The sequence below is a fragment of the Streptomyces sediminimaris genome, assembly GCF_047049295.1.
Lineage (GTDB): Bacteria > Actinomycetota > Actinomycetes > Streptomycetales > Streptomycetaceae > Streptomyces > Streptomyces sediminimaris.
The window spans coordinates 2,753,839-2,770,292 of the sequence record NZ_JBJWOT010000001.1; the positions used below are offsets into that span (position 1 = coordinate 2,753,839).

Consider the following 16,454-nt stretch of genomic DNA (forward strand, 5'->3'; position numbering starts at 1 on the left):
AAGGGACACACCATGTGGTGGGGAGTGGCCGCGGCGCTGATGGCGAACACCCTGTACAGCCTCGGTTTCGTCCTGGAGAAACGGGCGCTCACCTCCCTCCCCGAGGTGACGATCCGCGAGCCCGCCCGGCTGCTGCGGCTGGTGCTCGGCAGCCCGCTGTGGATCGGCGGCTCGCTGGCGCTGGCCGCCGGCTTCGGCGCCCAGCTCGTCGTCTACCGCACCCTGCCGATCGCCGCCGCCCAGGGCATCTTCGTCTCCGGCCTGGTCCTGCTCGTGCTGCTCTCGGCCCGGCTGCTGGGCGAGGAGACCACGGGACGCGAGCGGTACGCGCTCGGCGCGATCCTCGCCGCGCTGCTCATGGTCGTGCTGTCGCTGAAGGAGGGCGGCGCGGGCGCCGACACGGTCGGCCGCGGCGCGCCGTACCCGCTGATCCTGCTGGTGTGCGTGCCGTCGCTGGCCTGCGGCGTGTGGCTCTACGGCGCCGCCGAGCGCCGCACCCGCCACCGGCACCGCGCGCCGACCACGGGCGTGGAGTACGGGGTGGCCGTGGGCCTGCTCTACGGAGTCAGCTCGCTCGCCATCAAGGGCGTCTCCAGCTATCTGACCACCGGCGGGCTCACGCACGCGGTGGCGGGCGTGCTCCGCTCGCCGTACCCGTATCTGCTGCTGTTCACCGGCGCGTTCGGCCTGGTGATGTCGCAGGCCGCGCTGCAGCGCTGCCGGGCCTCGCTGATCGTGCCGGTGTGCACCACCGTGACCTGTCTGTACACGGCCGTGCTCGGCACGCTCTCCTTCGGCGAGGCGCTCCCGCACGACCCGCTGCGGCTCTCGCTGCGCCTGGCGGGCACCCTCCTCGCCGTCTCCGTCCTGCTGACCATGCCCAAACACGACGCACAGGCCACCGAACCCCCCATACCCACCAAGGAGTTGACCCCTCCATGAAGCCCGACGACCCGCTGCTGCGCATCCTGGCGTGCCCGCTCGACAAGGGCCCGCTGCACCTGCTCCCGCCGGACGGACCGTCGGGCGACGAGGCGCTCTACAACCCGCGTCTGCACCGCCGTTACCCCATCGTCGACGGCATCCCGCAGCTGCTGCCCTCGTCCGGGGAGCAGGTGTCGGACGACGAGCACGAGGCCCTGCTGGAGCGGATGGCCCGGTGATGTCCCCCACCCTCGCCGCCCGGCTGGCCCCGCTGCTGCCCACCCGTCTGGTGGCCGCCACCGCCAGGGCGGTCTACCCGCGCTTCGAGCCCGAACTGGCCCGGCTGGCCGAGCTGTGCCCGCCCGGCTGCGGCACCGCCGTGGACGTCGGCGGCTGGTACGGCCCGTGGACCCGGCGCCTGGCCGGGCGCGCCCGCCGGGTGGTGACCGTCGAACCGGTCCCGCACCTGGCGCGGCTGCTGTCCGACACCGCCCCGCCCAACGTCCGCGTCGTCCGGGCCGCCGCCTCGGACCACCCGGGCACCGCCCGCCTCTGGCTGCCAGAGGACGACGCGGGCGACCGGGGCGTGTCCTCCCTGGTCCGCCGTGACATCCACGCCCACGCCCTGGACGTCCCCTGCGTCACCCTCGACCAGCTCGGCCTGCGCGAGGTCGGCTTCATCAAGATCGACGTGGACGGCAGCGAACTCGCGGTGCTGCGCGGGGCGACGGGGCTGCTGGCCCGCGACCGGCCGGCCCTCTTCGTGGAGCTGGAGTCCCGCATCCAGCCGATCGCCCCCGTCGTCACCTACCTCTCCCTGCTCCGCTACGACGGCTGGGTGCTGCCCGGCTCGACCTGGGTGCCGCTGGCGACGTTCCCCCTGGAGGCACATCAGGCCACCGTGTCGCACGTCGTCTCCCAGGGGCTGCTGGGCCGCGTCCTGCCCTTCCGCGGCCACCCCCGTTACGTCAACTCCGTCCTCTTCCTCCCGGACGGCCGCCGCCCGGGCGCCGGCGCCATGGGCGACCATGGTTGCCATGCCGTCCGCCAAGCGCCCCGCTGAGCCCTTCACCCCCCTGCACTTCCAGCTCGTCCTGCTGCGCCGCATGGCCGACCACAACCCCGGCCTGGTGGAGGACGCCCGCCGTGGGCTGGGCGCGTCCGTCGCCGAGATGAGAGAGGCCAACAAGCGCTGGCAGGCGATGCTGCACGCGCCGCGCGGGCGCGGGGCCGCCTCCCGGTACCGCTCGGTCCTCGGCGCCCCCGAGTCCACGCTCACCCGCAAGGTCGGCGACCTCGACTGCGAGGCGTGGCTCTTCCCCGTCCCGCTCTGGCCCGACCTGCGCCTCGAGGTCCTGCTCGCCCCGAACGGCGCCGTCTGGAACGAGTGGCTGATCCGCGCCCCGGGCGTCCCGGGCCCGGACCTGCGGACTCTGGAGGACCTCACCCCCTGGTCCTGCACGGTCGACGAGGCGGCCCGCGCCTTCGCCCCCGCCCGCCCCCTGCAGGGCACGGCACCGACCCGCTGGGGCCTGTCCTTCACCGCCCCGGACGCGGCGGGGGCGCGGCGCGAGGTGGTGGCCGAGTTCACCTGGGGGCTGCTCCAGCGCACGGCCGTGAGCGGCTGAACCGCCTCCGGCGGCTACCCCGCGGCCGCCAGGATCGCGTCCCTGACCACGGCCACCGAGCCGGGATGCAGGTGCAGGAACAGGTTCGGCTCGACGAGCTCCAGTTCCATCAGCACCGGCCGGCCGTCCTCCCCGTCGACGATGTCCACGCGCGCGTACAGCAGCCCGCCGGCATCCGGTACGGCGGCCAGGGCCCGCCCGGCGACCTCGAGCTCCGCCGGTGCCGGCGTCCAGGGGACCAGGTCCGGGTGGGCCACCTTGTCGGCGTCGTAGGCCGTGCCCGGCGCCAGGACGGCGCCCTTGCGCGAGGCGTGCAGGAACCGGCCGCCGAAGAACTGCAGCGCCCGTTCCCCGCTGACGTCGATACCGGCCAGATACGGCTGCACCATCGCGGTCAGCCCCTCCTCGTGCAGCCGGGCGAGGTGCCGCAGCGCCGTGCCGTGACCGGCCGGGGTGTAACGCGCGGCGTAGCGGGAGCCCGCGCCCGCGGCGGGTTTGACGACGTACTCGTGGTCGCCGGGCAGGTCGGGCGCGTCGCCGGGCGCCAGGTAGCGGGTGGGCACGACGGGCAGGCCGGCCGCAGCCAGGTCCCCGAGGTAGCGCTTGTCGGTGTTCCAGCGCACCACCTCGGCCGGATTGGCGAGCCGGGTGACCGCGGCGACCTTCTGCGCCCACGCCACGAACTCGCCCGCCCGCCAGCTGTAGTCCCAGGTCGACCGGATGACGACGAGGTCGAACCCGCTCCAGTCGGTGCCGGGGTCGTCCCAGGGCACGGCCACGGCGTCGGCCCCGGCGTCCCGCAGCGCCCGCACCAGCACGGGAAGGTCGCGGTCCTTGCCGGGCCGCGGCCCGGGGTCGTAGGTGGCGAGTGCGACGCGGGGCACGGCGGTCTCCAGTCCCGTACGGCATCCCGTACGTCTGCGGGGGCGGGTCGCTTCGCAGGCTAACCGGGCCGGCCGCAACCAGGACGACCGGATTGACCTTCCCCTTCGGGGAAGGCCCAGCATCGGCGCCAGGAACACGGAGAGGACCGTGCCGTGCGGACGGACATGCTCACGATCGGCGCCTTCGCGCGCGCCAGCCGCCTGTCGCCGAAGGCCCTGCGCCTGTACGACGAACTGGAGCTGCTGCGCCCGGCCCGGGTCGACCCCCGCTCCGGCTACCGCTACTACGCGCCCGAGCAGCTGGAGCGGGCCCGGCTGGTGGCCTGGCTGCGGCGGCTGGGCATGCCGCTGACCGGTATCCGTGAGGTCTGCGCCCTGGGCCCGGCGGACGCGGCGCGGGAGATCCGCGCCTACTGGGCGCGGGTCGAGGCGGACACGGCGGTGCGGCGGGACCTCGCCGCGTTCCTCGTGGATCACCTGCTGGACGAACCGAGGAAGGACACCACCATGCTGGAACTCCGCTACTGCGCCCACTCCGACCGCGGCCGGGTCCGCCCCGTCAACCAGGACACGGCGTACGCGGGCGCGCGGCTGCTCGCGGTCGCCGACGGGTTCGGCCCGGCGGGCGCGCCCGCGAGCAGCGCGGCCGTCGAGGCGCTGCGGTTCCTGGACGCGGAGGAGCTGCCCGCCGGCGACGTCCTCAACGTCCTGGAGGACGCCGTGCGGGGCGCGAGCGAGGCGGTCCGGGACGCGACGGAGGGCTCGGAGGACGACGGCACGACCCTGACGGCCCTGCTGTGGACGGGCTCCCGGCTCGCCCTGGTGCACATCGGCGACAGCCGCGTCTATCTGCTGCGGGACACGGCACTGTTCCGTGTCACCCACGACCACACCGTGGTCCAGTCGCTGATCGACGAGGGCCGTCTGACGCCGGAGGAGGCCACGGCCCACCCGCAGCGCTCCCTCCTCCTCAAGGCCCTGGGCACCGCCGCCCCGGACCTGCGCCTGCGCGACGCGGCCCCCGGCGACCGCTACCTGCTGTGCTCCGACGGCCTGCCGGCGGTCCTGCCCGACGCCCGCATACGGCGGCTCCTCGGCGCCGGCAGCCCGGACAGCGCCGTACGGGCCCTGGTGGAGGCGGCGAACGAGGCCGGCGGCCCGGACAACGTCAGCTGCGTGGTGGCGGACGTGGTGCGGGCGGACGCCTGATCGTCGGCGGCGGGGCGGCTGGTGTAGGAACGGAGGTGTCGTTGCCGCCCGTACGGATGGAGTGCACCGCGTGTCCCCTCTCTTTCCCGCCCTGGAGAGCCCGGGCGAGGACGTCGCCCTGGCCTTCGGCGACCGGACCCTGACGTACGCGCAACTCGCCGCCGCGACCGGCGCCCTGGCCGCCCGGATCCCGCCGGGGGGCCGGGTCGCCGTCTGGGCCACCCCGACGCTGCGGACGGCGGTGGCCGTGGTGGCGGCGCTGCGGGCCGGGGCGGCCGCGGTGCCGCTCAACCCGAAGTCGGGCGGGAAGGAGCTCGGGCACATCGTGTCCGACAGCGCGCCGTCGGCGGTGCTGGCGGCGCCGGACGACGAACTCCCGCCCGGCGTGAGGGACTTGCCGCGCATCGACATCGACGTGGAGGTGCCCGGCACCGGGAGCTCCGCCGCCGCCCCGCCCCCGTCCCCTCCCGCGGCGGACGAGGACCCCGCTCTGATCGTCTACACCTCGGGCACCACCGGTCCGCCCAAGGGCGCCGTCATACCGCGCCGGGCGATCGCCTCGACGCTGGACGCGCTGGCCGAGGCCTGGCAGTGGACGGCGGACGACGTGCTCGTGCACGGGCTGCCGCTGTTCCATGTGCACGGCCTGGTGCTGGGCGTTCTGGGCCCGCTCCGGCGCGGCGGCTGCGTGCGGCATCTGGGCCGGTTCTCCACCGAGGGCGTGGCGCGGGAGCTGAACGGCGGCGCGACCATGCTGTTCGGGGTGCCGACGATGTACCACCGGATCGCCCAGGCCCTGCCGGGGGACCCGGAGCTGGCCGGGGCGCTGGGCCGGGCCCGGCTGCTCGTCTCCGGCTCCGCCGCCCTCCCGGTCCATGACCACGAGCGCATCGCGGCCGCGACCGGCCGGCGGGTCGTGGAGCGGTACGGCATGACCGAGACCCTGATGAACACCAGTGTGCGGGCGGACGGCGAGGCGCGCGCCGGAACGGTCGGCGTGCCGCTGCCGGGCGTCGAGCTGCGGCTCGTGGAGGAGGACGGGTCGCCGATCGCCTCCGGCGGCCCGGAGACGGTGGGCGAGATCCAGGTGCGCGGCCCGAACCTGTTCACCGGCTACCTCAACCGCCCGGACGCGACACGGGCGGCGTTCACCGCGGACGGCTGGTTCCGCACCGGAGACATGGCGGTGCGCGACCTGGACGGCTACGTCCGCATCGTCGGCCGCAAGGCCACCGACCTGATCAAGAGCGGTGGTTACAAGATCGGGGCGGGCGAGATCGAGAACGCGCTGCTGGAGCATCCGGGGGTACGGGAGGCGGCCGTCACCGGGGAGCCGGACGCGGACCTCGGGGAGCGGATCGTGGCGTGGGTGGTCCCGGCGGAGATCCAGGCACCGCCGTCCGCCGACGACCTGGCGGACCACGTGGCCGGGCGTCTCGCCCCGCACAAGCGCCCGCGCGTCGTCCACTACCTCACGGCGCTGCCCCGCAACGACATGGGGAAGATCATGAAGCGGGCGCTGACCCGTGACTGAGCGCCTCTCCGCCCGCGCGTTCCTCGCGCTCGTCGCGGACGACTCCACCTTCGTGGAACTCCCGGATCCGGCGGGGGACCCCGGTCCTGCTGAAGGCTACGGGTCCGACGGACCGCTCGGCTGGGAGGGCTACGGCGCCTCTCGCGCCCGGGCCGCCGACCGCACCGGTGAGCGGGAGTCCGTGGTGTGCGGCACGGCGCGCGTCGCGGGCACCCGGGCGGTGCTCATCGCCTTCGAGTTCGGCTTCCTCGGCGGTTCGCTCGGCGAACGCACCGGCGACCTGCTGGTGGCGGCGTACACCCACGCCCGTGAGCAGCGGCTGCCGGTGGTGCCGCTGGTCGCCACGGGCGGCAGCCGGATGCAGGAGGGCATGCTCGCGCTGACCCAGCTCCAGCGGGTGGCACGGCAGTCGGCGCTCACCCGGGAGGCGGGGCTCGCGCAGATCGCCGTGGTGCGGGATCCGACGACCGGCGGCGGCTGGGCCACCCTGGGCGCGGGCGCCGACGTGATCCTCGCGCTGCCCGGGGCCCAGGTCGGCTTCGCGGGCTCCCGGGTGCGGCCGCCGGACGCGGATCCGGCGGCGTACACGGCCGAGGCGCAGGTCGCGGCGGGCTCGGTGGACGCGGTGGTGCCCGCGGCGGAACTGCGCCGGACGCTGGGACGGTGGCTGCGGCTGCTGACCTCGCCCGCGTCCGGGGCGCCCGTGCCCGCCGCCCTCGGCACCGGCGGCCTCCCGGAGACCGGCTGGGAGGCGGTCCGGCGGGCCCGCTCCCCCCTGCGCCCGCGTGCCCGGGCCTACCTGGACGCCTACTTCACCCACCGTGTCTCCCTGGGCGGCGACCGCTGCGGCGGCACCGACCCCGGCGGCATGCTCTGCGGCTTCGGCGAGCACGAGGGCCGCGCCATCGCCTATGCCGCCCAGACCGGCGGCGCGACCCGCCCCGCCGGATACCGCACGGCCGCCCGGCTGATCCGCCTCGCGGACCGGCTCGGCATCCCGGTGCTGACCCTGGTGGACACGCCGGGCGCGGCCAACGACGCGGAGGCGGAGCGGCAGGGCGCGGGCGCCGCGATCGCGGACGTGTTCGCCGCGGTGGCGGCCGCCCGCACCCCGATCACCACGCTCGTCATCGGGGAGGGCGGCTCGGGCGGCGCGCTGGCGCTGGCCGCGCCGGGCGGCACCTGGGCCACCCCGGACAGCTACTTCTCCGTCATCGCGCCCGAGCAGGCGGCCGCCATCCTCAAGCGGCCGCCCGACCGGGTCGAGTCCACGGCCGGCCAGCTCCGGCTCCGTCCGCAGGACCTGGTGGAGCTGGGCGTCGTCCGGGGCGTCGTGGCGCCTACCGCGTCCCCACCGCCCGGATGATCTCCTGCGTCACCGAGCCGCCGCGGTCGTCGTCCGCCGAGGCCCGCAGGGAGACGTACGAGGCGTCGCGCGGCACGGTCAGCGTGCCGCGCCCGCGGGTGAGCGGTACCGGCCGCCACGACGCCCCGTCGTCGTAGGACGCCTGGAGCCTCAGGTCCCGGATCGTGCCGGTGCCGGGCGCGCCCCGCACGTACTGCGCGAAGACCCCCACGGGCAGCCGCTCGCCGCGGGGCACGTCGCCCGCGAGATCGGTGCCGACGCGGAAGCCGAGGTTGATCAGGGGCAGCAGGGTCCAGCGGTCGCCGGGCGTGGCCGCGGACCGGAAGGTCCACTCGGAGCGGCCCCTGACCGACAGCTTCCAGCGGGCGGGGTCGAGCGCCGTGTCCGTGACGAGGCGGTAGGTGTGCTCGCCGGCGGGCGCGTCGTCGACGTACGCGCCGGAGCCGGTGCGCCGGTCGACGAGCGTCCCGTCCAGGTAGACCGCGGTGGACTGTGACATGCCGCTGCTGTCGCTCCACACGTCCCCGAAGCCGGTGTGGTCGGGGCCCGAGTCGCCCCAGCCGGGCGTGTTGAACTGCAGCCGGTCACCGGAGCGCTGCTGTCCCCAGCCCAGCCCGGTGCCCAGCCACGGGTGCCAGACGGGCCGGAACCAGTTCAGCGTCCGGTGCGAGCCGCCGTCGTAGCGGACGAGTCCGCCGCGTTCCTCGAGGGCGCCGTCCGCGGCCGTCACCGACTCGTGCCAGAGCTGACCGGGGCCGGTGGAGACGTAGTCGGTCCGTTCGGCGGGGTAGTCGATCGGCTCCTGGAAGCCGAGGCCGACGGGGAAGCGGCCGGTGATCGAGTACCGGAACTCGCCGCCGTCCACCGGCTTCGCCGCGTGGAACCTGGTACGCAGCACGGCGAGTTCGCGGCGGCCCGGCGCGTAGGTCAGGTCGCGGTCCGGCACGGCTCCGCGGTGCCCTTCGGACAGGTCGTACACGTACGGGGTGTTCTGCGTCCCGGTCATGTCGACGCGTCCGGCCGCCCGCAGCCGCGCCGCGTCGGCGGCGTTCACCGTGGCGATCTGCAGCGGCCGGTCGCCGTTGTCGTCGGTGCCCCACCAGGTGCTGAGCCGCCCGGGGACGTCGTCGGTCACGAACAGCGCCCTCGCGCCCGCGTCCTGGGCGGCCTGTGCGAGGGCGGACGGATCGGCGTCGTCGGCGAGGCGGGCGAGCACCGCCTTGCCGCGGACCCCGTCGAGGGGGCCGTCCCCCGCGTCCACCAGCGGCAGTTCGGTGTGCCCCTCGAGGAGCGTGCCGCCCGCCTGGACGACCGCGTCACCGATGCCCCTGACCTCCAGCCGCGGCTTGCCCAGCCGCCACACGGTCCGGTACTCGAAGCTGCCCCGGGTGACCCTCGCGGTCGGCGCCGCGAAGACGCTGTCGTACTTCACGGGCACCTGCACGGCGCCGGACAGGTCGGAGCCGCCGGCGTCGCGGTCGTACTCCATGAGCAGCTGCCGGGTCTCGGTGCGCCGCTTCACCACGGCCCTGACCTCCCGCAGCCGCCGCCCGTCGAGGGTGACGTCACGGTCCCGGTCGAGGACGATCTCGGGCGCGGCGAGGAAGCCCAGCCCGAGGGAGTCGGCGCCGTGGCTGCCGCGCACGTCGAGGAAGGAGGTCACGCTGTACGTGCCCGGCCGCAGCCGCAGCCGCAGCGTGCCGGAGTCACCGACGTGCGCGGGCGTCGCGTCGGCGCCCTCGGCCAGCTTCTGCACGACGAGGTCGGCGGGGGCCGCGGCTCCGGCCCGGTCCTTCACCCGGACCGTGAGCGTGTACCGCTCCTCCTCCTTCACCAGCCCGAACACGGTGTGCGCGACGGGTGTCCCGGCGACGGACGCCACGATCTGCCCGCTGGTGTTCCCCACCGCGGCCTTCGAGCCGTCCCCGGTGACGGTGGTGGACGCGGTGCCGTGCGCGGGCACGGTGAGGGCGGTGCCGGCGAGCCGGGCGACACCGGCGGGAGCGCCTTGCACGGACAGGTCCAACCGGACGTCGGCGTCGGAGGAGTTGGTGTACGTGAGGGTCCTGGTGACCGGCTCGTTCGCGTCGTAGGGCCAGCGGTGGAAACCGAGGTCGGCGCTTCCGGTGGCGGTGATCGCCGCCCGCACGGCGTCGGGGACGCTCACCCGGCCCGCGCCCAGCACGTAGGCGGACGCGTCGAGCCGCGCGGAGGTCGACATCAGCGCGTCCTTGAGCTGCGCGCCGTCCCAGCCGGGGTGCTCCTGGGCGAGCAGGGCGGCGACTCCGGCGACGTGGGGCGCCGCCATCGACGTACCGCTCATGGAGGTGTAGTAGCCGCTGCCGTCGACGAGTTGGGAGCGGGCGGCGAGGATGTCGACGCCGGGTGCGCAGAGGTCGGGCTTGAGGGCGTTGTCGCCGTGGCGCGGCCCGGCGCTGGTGAAGTAGGCGGCCCGGTCGGCCGAGTCGACGGCCCCCACGGTGAGCGCGGCGTCGGCGGCGCCGGGCGAGCCGATGGAGGAGGGGGCGCCGGTGTTGCCGGCGGCGACGACGAAGAGGGCGCCGGTCTGCCGGGAGAGGGTGTCGACGGCCTGCGCCATGGGATCGGTGCCGTCGCTGGGATCGGTGGATCCCAGGCTCATGGAGACGACCCTGGCGCGCACGTCCCGCGCGGCCCACTCCATGCCGGCGATGATCTGGGACTCGCTGCCCGACCCCTGGTCGTCGAGCACCTTGCCGACGGCGAGGGTGGCCTGCGGGGCGACGCCCTGCTCCCTGCCGCCGGAGGCGGCCCCGCTGCCGCCGACGATCGAGGTGACGTGCGTGCCGTGGCCGTTGCGGTCGGCGGCGTCCTCGCCCTCGACGAAGGACCGGGTGACCGCGACGCGTTGCGCGAGGTCGGGGTGGGAGGTGTCGGCGCCCGAGTCCAGGACGGCGACCGTCACGCCCTTGCCGGTCAGTCCCGCGTCCCACGCGGCCCGCGTGCCGATCTGCGCGTTGCTCTCGGCCATGTCGGCGCGCACGCGCCCGTCGAGCCACAGCTTCTTGATCCCGGCCTGCTGCGTGAACGCCCGCCAGAACGCGCGCCCCTTGTCCGCCTCGACGGCGGCCCCGCGTACACTGGCCAGGCTGCGCGTGCGCTCGGCGCCCCGCGGCGTGAGGGCCTTCGCCCCTGTGTCGTAGGTGACGATCAGCGGCAGCTCGCCGGTCTTCCGGTCGGTGAGCCCCTGGCGTATCAACTCGCTGACGTCGAACAGCCGTTGATCGAGGGTGTGGGCCCGCAGGTAGGGGCGGGCCTCGTCCGGTACGACGGTGATCTCGCCGTTCGCGGTCCGGGTCCGCACCGCGCCCGTCGCCCCCCGGGGGCGCTCGACGGTCACGGTCCTCCTGCCGTGCCCGAGGTCGGTGACGGTCACCTTGTCGCCGGTGACGAGGGTGACGATGCGGGCGGCCGGCGCCTGCGTCCTGCCCGGTGGGGCGGTCGGTGCGGGGCCGGCCGCGGCTCGCGCGCCGGTCGGTGACACGGCGATCAGGAGTCCCGCCGACAGGAGGGTCGCTCCGCGTCTGACTGGTCGTCTGCTCATCCACGCCTCTCTTCGTCGAGTGCTGCCGAAGAGTTTCGTGGGGATCGTGGGGTATGGGAGGTGAACTGGCCTGGCGGATCGGCGTATTGGCGGATTCCCGCCTGCCGCCGTCCGGCCTGTGTGCCGCCGTCCGGCCTGTGTGCCGCCGCCCTTCCGGGGGAGCCGCCGCCCGCTCCTATAACCGCCCGTCACGCATTTATCCGGGATTTACATCGGTATATAAGCCGCAAAACCCCCATTCAGCGGCACCCCGCCCGGCCCCCCATAAAAGGCGCCCACCGCCCCCGCTCCCGCACGATGCCTATGAGGCCCGCCGCCCGGCGGCACCTCCACGGTCTGTGTTCTCGGGAGGACCTTGTATGACCGCCAGTCTGGAGCAGCTTCGCCGCTGCCATTTCGCCGTCGACCTGGGGGCGGCCCGGACCCGCGTCTACGTCAAGGGTGCCGGTCTGGTCGTCGACCAGCCGTCCGCCGCCGCCGTGAACACCCGCACCGGCGCCCTCATCGCCGTCGGCGAGTTCGCCGAGAAGATGAAGGGCCGCACCCCGGACTACATCCGTGTCGTCCGCCCGGTCTCCGGCGGCACCGTCGTCGACATCGAGATGGCCCAGCGCATGCTGCGGCAGCTGCTCGGCGACAAGATGCGCCGCACCCTGCGCCGCAAGCCCTTCCTGCGCGCCGCGGCCTGCACCCCGCACGACGCCGACCCGCTGGCCCGGCGGGCGGCCATCGAGACGCTGGTCGGGCTCGGGGCGCGCCGTGTGGAACTCGTGGACACGCTCATCGCGGCCGCCGTGGGGTGCGGACTGCCCGTGGAGCAGCCCGAAGCCACCATGATCATGGTGTGCGGGGCGGCGGCCACCCAGGTCGCCGTGCTCTCCCTCGGCTCGATCGTGACCGCCGAGCGCATCCCCGTCGGCGGTGAGGCCGTCGACCACGCGATCGTCCAGCACCTGCGCCACGAGCACGAGCTGATGCTGCCCAGCCAGTCCGTACGGCCGCTGCAGATCGCCCTGTCCGGCAACGGGCTCACCCGCCAGGGGCCGGAGTCCACCGAGATCCACGGGCGGGACGTCGCCACCGGACTCGCCCGCAGCGTGCGGGTCGACACCGCCGCGGTGCGCGACGCGATCGAGACCCCGCTGACCGCCGTCCTCGACGGCATCGGCCGGGTGCTGCGCGGCTGCCCGCCCGACCTGGTCGCCGACCTCGTCGACAGCGGGATCACGATGGTGGGCGGGAGCGCGCTGCTGCCGGGCCTGGACCAGATGCTGCGCCAGGCCACCAAGCTGCCCGTGCACATCGCCGAGCGGCCCGACGTCTGTGCCGTGCAGGGGCTCGGCCAGATGCTGGAGGGCAAGATCGAGCCGCTGGCGCTCGAGCCGATCGCCGGCAGATGAGCCGCGGAAGCGGCACGGCATGGCCGGCACCCGCCTCCCGCCGCTGCTCGAAGCCGTGCTCGGCGTCGGTACGGACCTCGAACTGCGCACCACCCTCCAGCACATCGTGGACAGCGCCGCCGAACTGACCGGCGCCCGCCACGCGGCCCTCGACACCGTCGACCCCGGCCGGGACGGACTCACCGGGATCCTCCCCCTGACGTCGCCCGCGGGAACCCCCCTCCGCGCCCGCCCGCCGGGAGCCGTGCCACCGCGCCCCGGGACCCTGCGCGTGCCCATCCACGTCCGGGACGAGCACTTCGGCGACCTCCATCTCGCCGGAAAGCCGCACGAGGCGCCCTTCACCGCCGAGGACGAACAACTGCTGCACGTCCTCGCCACCCAGGCCGGCGTCGCGATCGGCAACGCCCGCCTCTACGAGGCCGCCCGGCAGCGCGAGCGCTGGATCGAGGGCGCCGCCGCCGTCACCACCGCCCTGCTGACCGGCGGGAGCGCCGCGGACGCGCTGACGACGGTCGCCGAACGCGCCCGGATGCTCGCCGACGCGGCGGCGGGCGTGATCCTCCAGCGCACCGACGAGGGCGGCATGGAGATCGTGACCGCGTCGACGCACGAGGACCCCGGCGACATCGTCGGCGCCACCATCCAGCCCGGCAGCCCGGTGCTCGAGCAACTGCTCGGCGGGGAGCCGGTGTTCATCGACGACTCGGCGACCGACCCCCGGATGACCACTCATGTACGGCACCGGTTCGGGCCCAGCATGATGCTGCCGCTGGAGGCGGACGGACGGCTCATCGGCACCCTCGCCCTGCCCCGGCGCCGCGGCGGCCGGCCCTACACCGCGGTCGAGCGGCTGCTGGCCTGCCAGTTCGCCTACCAGGCCGCCGTCGCCCTCGTCCTCGCCGACGCGCAGCACAGCCGCGAGCGCCTCGCCGTCTGCGAGGACCGCGACCGCATCGCCCGTGACCTGCACGACCTCGTCGTCCAACGGCTGTTCGCCACCGGCATGATGCTGGAGTCCACCCAGCGCAGGAGCGCAGGCGACGAGGTCCGCTCGATCCTCTCCCGGGCCGTCGACGAACTCCGCTCGACCGTACAGGAGGTCCGCACCGCGATCTTCGCCCTCCAGCAGCCGCCCGCCGAGGCACCGGCCACCTTCCGCGGCAAGGTGCTGCGGGAGACGGCCGGCGCGGCGGCCCTGCTCGGCTTCAGGCCGTCCACGCGGTTCACCGGGGCCGTCGACAGCCGCGTCCCCGACCAGGTCGCGGCCCGCCTCCTCGCCGCCCTGCGCCGCGCCCTCGCCACCGCCTCGCGCCGCCCCGGCGTCACGCGCGTCGAGGTCACCGTGGACGTCACGGCCGGACTCCCGGACGGCCGTGACGCCGTACGGCTGACCGTGCGCGACGACGGCACCGCGCAGGACGGCACCGCGCAGGACGGCAGCGGACAGGACGGGGACGGGCAGGACGGGAGCGGACAGGACGGGTGTGCCGGTACGACCGTGACGTGGCAGGCCCCGTTGTGAGCCGCCGCGACCGGCGGGCGCGGGAGGTCGCGGGAGGCCGCGGGCGGTTGCGGGGGGTCGCAGGAGGTCGCGGGAGGTCAGCGGGTGAACCAGCAGCGGACCGCGGTGCCGCCCGGTCCGGTGTGCACGCGGACAAGGTCCGCGACGAGGTTGACCATGAGCAGCCCGCGCCCGCCGCGCTGTTCGCGCGCCGCGGGCCGGCGCCCGGCCAGCGGATCGGTGAGGTGGCCCCCGTCACGCACCTCGCACACCACGTGCCCGTCCTCGCCCCACAGCGCGAGCGTGCCCGAGCTGCCGCCGTGCACCACGCTGTTGGTGGCCAGCTCGGCGGTGACCAGCGCCAGGTCCTCCAGCCGGGCGGCGCTCAGGCCGAGCCGCTCGCCCGCGCCGACCGCGAAGTGCCGGGCCTCGCCGAGGGACTCCTTCACGAAGCGGAAGGCCGGCCCGTCCGCGGCGGGCGGCAGCGGCCGGTTGTGGCGGGCCACGACGTCCGCGGGGGCGTAGCTGCCGCTGGCCTCCTCGCGCCCGGACCCGGCGCGCACGACGGTGGGGTGGGTGGCGTGCGCGTCCGCGATGACGTGCGGGGCCAGCCGCCGGGTGTCGTACGGGCACAGGATGGTCGCGCTGCGGCCGCGGAAGGCGTCGTTGATCAGCGCCTCGTGCTGCGCGCAGGCGGGGTACTCGGCGGACGTACGGCCCGCCCAGACCGGTTCGCCGACGATGCTGACCCGCGTGCCGGGCGGCTGGGCGTCGGCGAAGGCGCGCAGCACGCCGGGGATGATCCGGCCGGGGTTGCGCCCGGCCTCCCGCATGTCCACGAACCTGACGGCGCCGGCGTCCGCGCCCAGCCCGTCCCGGATCAGCGCGAGGTTCTCCGTGGGCACCGCCACCGCGACGGGCGCCCCGACGGCGAGGGCGTCACGTACGAAAGGGAGGGTGCCCGCCAGGTACTCGTCCTCGCCGTCGTAGAGCAGGGCCGGATGCGCGAACGGGCCGACGCCGCCGAGCGGCCCCGTGCGGAGCCCGGTCGCGGTCATGACGTCAACACCCCGGTCGTCCGTGGCTCCGGTCGCGACGGAGCCGGCGGCCGACGCAGGGTCTGCGGTCGTTGCTGCAACACGATTCTCCTGCCGTCCTGAAGCGTCCGGGGCGCCGTGGGCGCCCCCGCGCCCACCGCGTCGACGGTGTCGCGGCGGTCGGCTCCGGTCACGGTGCTTCCGGCCGGCTGCGATCACGGTCCGGGGGCCGGATGTCCACGGCGTCTCCTGTCCCACCGGCTGCCGGACCCCGGGTCCCTGTACGGCCCATGTACCCAGCGGGGCGGCAGGCATTCCCCGGGCCGGGGTTTACGAGGCGTGACCCGGGGCACTGCGACGGGAAGCACCGCCGAGTCCCCGCGGAGCGGAGCGTCAGGTGGCTCCCCGGCCGGAAGACGGCGGCGGCAGGACATACGCGTCGGCAGCGTGAGAGCGTGATGAACGTGACGAACGCGACGCACACAGTCGGGAACCACCGAGGCGGAGACATGACCTCAGCGACGCACACACCCCTCGTGGCGCGGCTGGACACCCTGGTCATCGACGGCCGCATGGACGCGGGCCGGGCTGTTCTCATTCCGCGCGGAGAGCTCGTCAACGGGTGCGCGGACACCCTGGCCAGAACTCTGCGGAGCCTGCCGGCCGGCACCGGCCGACTCGACATGGACATGAGCGGCGTCGTCTTCATGGACACCGCGGGCCTGCAGTTCCTGGACCTGCTGAGCGACTACGGCCACCGGCACCGCATTCCGATACGGACCGTCCACTGGAACGGCCAGCCGCGTCGCATCCTGGAGCTCGCCGGCCTGGACACCGCCGATCCGCTGCTGTCCCCGGACACCTCGGCCGCCTCGGAATCCCCGTCCGCCCCGGATTCCGGCACACCCGCCGCCTCGGCGGTGGCCCAGGAACGCGAGGAGCAGCTGCGCTCGCTGCGCGAGGAGGTCCGGCAGCTGCGCCAGGCGATCGTCTCCCGTCCGGTCGTGGACCAGGCCCGCGGCGTGCTGATGGCCACCCACTCCTGCACCTCGGACGAGGCGTGGAACATCCTGCGCGAGGCCTCGCAGCTGTCCAATACCAAGCTGCGCACGGTCGCCGCGGTGGTCACGGCCCTCGCGACGACCAACGGCACGGACCCGCCCGAGGAACTGCGCCTGGCCCTGCGCACCGCGATCACGCACCGCGCGGGCTGACCTGCGGGGTGCGTCCGGTCAGTACGGCAGCACCCGTCCCGACGGTGTCCTGCGGTCGATCGGGGTGTCGCGGGGCGTGCTGGGCCGGCGGCTGACGCGGACGCGGATCTGGCGGTTCATGACGCCCTCCTCGGGCCTCTCGGCCTACTGGCTGATGTGCACCAGCCTGGT

13 protein-coding genes are annotated in these 16,454 nt (G+C 75.0%); 10 read left to right on the plus strand and 3 right to left on the minus strand.

Translation table 11 applies throughout. The features are described from left to right. The first annotated feature begins 24 nt into the window (after positions 1-24). Genes ACJ9NR_RS12895 through ACJ9NR_RS12910 form a run of 4 tightly spaced genes read left to right on the plus strand, consistent with a single transcriptional unit; the run spans position 25 to position 2,552 of the window. A complete protein-coding gene (locus ACJ9NR_RS12895; RefSeq protein ID WP_412488819.1) occupies positions 25-942 on the plus strand; it encodes a hypothetical protein in 918 nt (305 codons plus the stop codon). After that, positions 939-1,163, plus strand: coding sequence for a Trm112 family protein (locus tag ACJ9NR_RS12900; RefSeq protein ID WP_412487686.1), 225 nt, complete (start codon positions 939-941; stop codon positions 1,161-1,163). Before ACJ9NR_RS12895 ends, ACJ9NR_RS12900 begins: the two co-directional genes overlap by 4 nt. Next, positions 1,163-1,987: an FkbM family methyltransferase gene (locus ACJ9NR_RS12905; protein ID WP_412487687.1), complete on the plus strand. Its 825-nt coding sequence runs from the start codon at positions 1,163-1,165 to the stop codon at positions 1,985-1,987. The genes ACJ9NR_RS12900 and ACJ9NR_RS12905 overlap by 1 nt, the downstream gene beginning before the upstream one ends. Beyond that, a complete protein-coding gene (locus ACJ9NR_RS12910) occupies positions 1,953-2,552 on the plus strand; it encodes a hypothetical protein (RefSeq protein ID WP_412487688.1) in 600 nt (199 codons plus the stop codon). The genes ACJ9NR_RS12905 and ACJ9NR_RS12910 overlap by 35 nt, the downstream gene beginning before the upstream one ends. Positions 2,553-2,566: 14 nt before the next feature. Here the strand turns inward: ACJ9NR_RS12910 and ACJ9NR_RS12915 are convergent, their stop codons facing one another. After that, positions 2,567-3,436, minus strand: coding sequence for an ATP-grasp domain-containing protein (locus ACJ9NR_RS12915; protein ID WP_412487689.1), 870 nt, complete (start codon positions 3,434-3,436; stop codon positions 2,567-2,569). 165 nt (positions 3,437-3,601) lie between these two features. Between ACJ9NR_RS12915 and ACJ9NR_RS12920 the strand changes: the two genes are divergently transcribed. The 3 genes from ACJ9NR_RS12920 (at position 3,602) to ACJ9NR_RS12930 (ending at position 7,545) form a co-directional block, all read left to right on the plus strand. Then, positions 3,602-4,645, plus strand: a complete 1,044-nt coding sequence (locus ACJ9NR_RS12920; RefSeq protein WP_412488820.1) for a MerR family transcriptional regulator — start codon at positions 3,602-3,604, stop codon at positions 4,643-4,645. A 70-nt stretch (positions 4,646-4,715) separates the two neighbouring features. Next, complete coding sequence (locus tag ACJ9NR_RS12925) at positions 4,716-6,179, plus strand: acyl-CoA synthetase (protein WP_412487690.1); 1,464 nt, start codon at positions 4,716-4,718, stop codon at positions 6,177-6,179. Beyond that, positions 6,172-7,545 carry a carboxyl transferase domain-containing protein gene (locus tag ACJ9NR_RS12930; RefSeq protein ID WP_412487691.1) on the plus strand — a complete coding sequence of 458 codons (1,374 nt, stop codon included), beginning with the start codon at positions 6,172-6,174 and terminating at the stop codon, positions 7,543-7,545. The genes ACJ9NR_RS12925 and ACJ9NR_RS12930 overlap by 8 nt, the downstream gene beginning before the upstream one ends. Here the strand turns inward: ACJ9NR_RS12930 and ACJ9NR_RS12935 are convergent. Further along, positions 7,520-11,128, minus strand: coding sequence for a S8 family serine peptidase (locus ACJ9NR_RS12935; protein ID WP_412487692.1), 3,609 nt, complete (start codon positions 11,126-11,128; stop codon positions 7,520-7,522). The two genes, ACJ9NR_RS12930 and ACJ9NR_RS12935, sit on opposite strands and share 26 nt — an antisense overlap. A gap of 359 nt (positions 11,129-11,487) precedes the next feature. On the opposite strand from ACJ9NR_RS12935, the gene ACJ9NR_RS12940 reads away from it, so the two are divergent. Both ACJ9NR_RS12940 and ACJ9NR_RS12945 read left to right on the plus strand, forming a co-directional pair. Further along, positions 11,488-12,528 carry a rod shape-determining protein gene (locus ACJ9NR_RS12940; protein ID WP_412487693.1) on the plus strand — a complete coding sequence of 347 codons (1,041 nt, stop codon included), beginning with the start codon at positions 11,488-11,490 and terminating at the stop codon, positions 12,526-12,528. Between the two features lie 19 nt (positions 12,529-12,547). After that, positions 12,548-14,053 carry a GAF domain-containing sensor histidine kinase gene (locus ACJ9NR_RS12945; RefSeq protein WP_412487694.1) on the plus strand — a complete coding sequence of 502 codons (1,506 nt, stop codon included), beginning with the start codon at positions 12,548-12,550 and terminating at the stop codon, positions 14,051-14,053. Positions 14,054-14,130: 77 nt separating this feature from the next. Here ACJ9NR_RS12945 and ACJ9NR_RS12950 read toward each other — a convergent pair whose 3' ends face one another. Beyond that, positions 14,131-15,090 carry an anti-sigma factor RsbA family regulatory protein gene (locus ACJ9NR_RS12950; protein ID WP_412487695.1) on the minus strand — a complete coding sequence of 320 codons (960 nt, stop codon included), beginning with the start codon at positions 15,088-15,090 and terminating at the stop codon, positions 14,131-14,133. 488 nt (positions 15,091-15,578) lie between these two features. Between ACJ9NR_RS12950 and ACJ9NR_RS12955 the strand changes: the two genes are divergently transcribed. Next, positions 15,579-16,283 carry an ANTAR domain-containing protein gene (locus ACJ9NR_RS12955; protein ID WP_412487696.1) on the plus strand — a complete coding sequence of 235 codons (705 nt, stop codon included), beginning with the start codon at positions 15,579-15,581 and terminating at the stop codon, positions 16,281-16,283. The last annotated feature ends 171 nt before the right edge of the window (positions 16,284-16,454 follow it).